The sequence below is a fragment of the Brevibacterium sp. HMSC24B04 genome, assembly GCF_001806835.1.
In the GTDB taxonomy this organism is placed as follows: domain Bacteria; phylum Actinomycetota; class Actinomycetes; order Actinomycetales; family Brevibacteriaceae; genus Brevibacterium; species Brevibacterium ravenspurgense.
Genome location: NZ_KV786079.1, coordinates 1 through 1,944, shown reverse-complemented (window position 1 = coordinate 1,944; position 1,944 = coordinate 1). Strand labels below are relative to the sequence as shown.

The following is a 1,944-nucleotide window of genomic DNA, read 5'->3' as shown; positions in this document are numbered from 1 at the left end:
GCCGGTCCGGTGACGTACTCACGTCACCGGACCGGCGCCTCGTCATATGAGCAACAGCGGACCAGCCACGCGGCCTCCCGTCCCGGCGTCCTCGAATTCGAAGCCTCGGGCCCGCTGCGTCTCATCAGCAGATTCATGCGGCCACAGGGACAGATTCCCACAGTGCGGACATGATCTGGATACTCCGGTCGGCCCTTTCTAAACTTTGCCAAACCACTTGCACACGAGGAGCTGTCAATGAATTCCACCACCCAGCCCGACGGGACACTCTCGGCCGGCCACATGATCGTCAAATCACTTGAAGCCCACGGTGTCGAGCGCGTCTTCGTCGTTCCGGGCGAAAGCTTCCTCGACACGCTTGACGGGCTCTACGATTCCTCGATCTCCACAATCGTCACCCGTCACGAGGGCGGGGCGGCGTACATGGCCGAAGCCATGGGCAAACTGACCGACACACCGGGTGTTGCGATGGTGACCCGAGGTCCGGGTGCCGCCAATGCGCATGTCGGTCTGCACACCGCGTGGCAGGACTCGACGGCTATGGTGCTGTTCGTCGGCCTCATCCCGTTCGAACACCGAGAAAAAGAGGCCTTCCAAGAGTTCGACCCCAAGTCGTGGTTCGACACCGGCGCAAAGCGAGTCATGGTGCTCGACCACCCCGAACGCGCATCGGAAATCGTCGCCGAAGCCATGTTCGCTGCCAGCTCCGGACGTCCCGGCCCCGTTGTCGTCGGCCTGCCCGAGGACATCATCACCCAAGCACATTCCTCCGTCATCCACCCGCCCATCCCAGTGGCAAGCGGCGGAATGACAGTCGATGACTGGAAGGACCTCAAGGAGGCCCTGCAGAAGGCAGAGCGTCCCCTGTTCGTCTTCGGCGGCAACGACTGGACGCACAGCGCGGCCGAGAAGTTCAGCGACTGGCTTGAAGCGCACCGACTGCCGGCCGCTGCCGAATGGCGGTGCCAGGGCACGGTCCCCTTCAGCTCACCCAGCTACGTCGGCCCCATCGGCTACGGCCGTCCCGACTACACCCACCGCGTGCTTGATGAGTCCGACCTTTTGATCTTCGTCGGCACTGTGCCCGGTGATGTTCTCACCGACGGCTTCACCGCACGGCAGAACTGGGATAAGGACAACTTCATCGTCACAATCGACCCATCCCTGCGCGGACGCTCTGGGCCGGTGACCCGGCAGATCATCGCCAAGCCCGCTAAGTTTGTCGACGACCTCGTGCGCATGGACCTTCCTGCGAACGACACGTGGGCCCAGTGGACGGACTCGCTGCGCAGTATTCAGGAAAACTGGTCGGCACTGCCTCCGGCAGAACCCTCAGCTGGACCGGCGAAGATGGCAACGGCCATGGCTAATACCGTCCGCCTGCTCAGCGACGATGCAATGGTGACCTTCGGCGCGGGCGAACACACCAACTGGGCTCACCGCTACTTCACGGCAGAGAAATACGCCTCGCTCATCTCAGCACGCAACGGCTCAATGGGCTATTCGGTTCCCTCAGCCGTGGCCGCAAGTCTCGAGTACCCGGGCCGCGACGTGCTGTGCATCGCCGGCGACGGCGAGTTCCTCATGAACGGGCAGGAAATGGCGACAGCCGCCCAGTACGGGGCAACGCCGCTCATCATCGTCATGGACAACCAGGAATACGGGACAATTCGAACCCATCAGGAACTGGAGTACCCCGAACGGATTTCGGGAACGCAGCTGAAGAACCCCGACTTCGCCCTCATGGCCCAGGCCTTCGGCGGATTCGGCATCAAGGCCACGGAAGATGCAGAGGTTCCGCAGGCAATTGAACAGGCGTACCAGGCCACGCGCAGCGGGCAGTTCGCACTCGTGCACCTGGTCGTCGAACAGCGCGTGAAGGCCTACTGAGCCTCCTCAAAACCACGAGGCGCCGGTTCGGTGACGTACTCACGTCACCGAACC

Annotated in this window: 1 protein-coding gene; it reads left to right on the top strand. The window is 62.8% G+C overall.

The features are described from left to right. Window positions 1-237: 237 nt before the first annotated feature. On the top strand, window positions 238-1,890 hold the full coding sequence (locus HMPREF3092_RS03065; RefSeq protein WP_070423800.1) for a thiamine pyrophosphate-dependent enzyme: 1,653 nt from the start codon (window positions 238-240) through the stop codon (window positions 1,888-1,890). The last annotated feature ends 54 nt before the right edge of the window (window positions 1,891-1,944 follow it).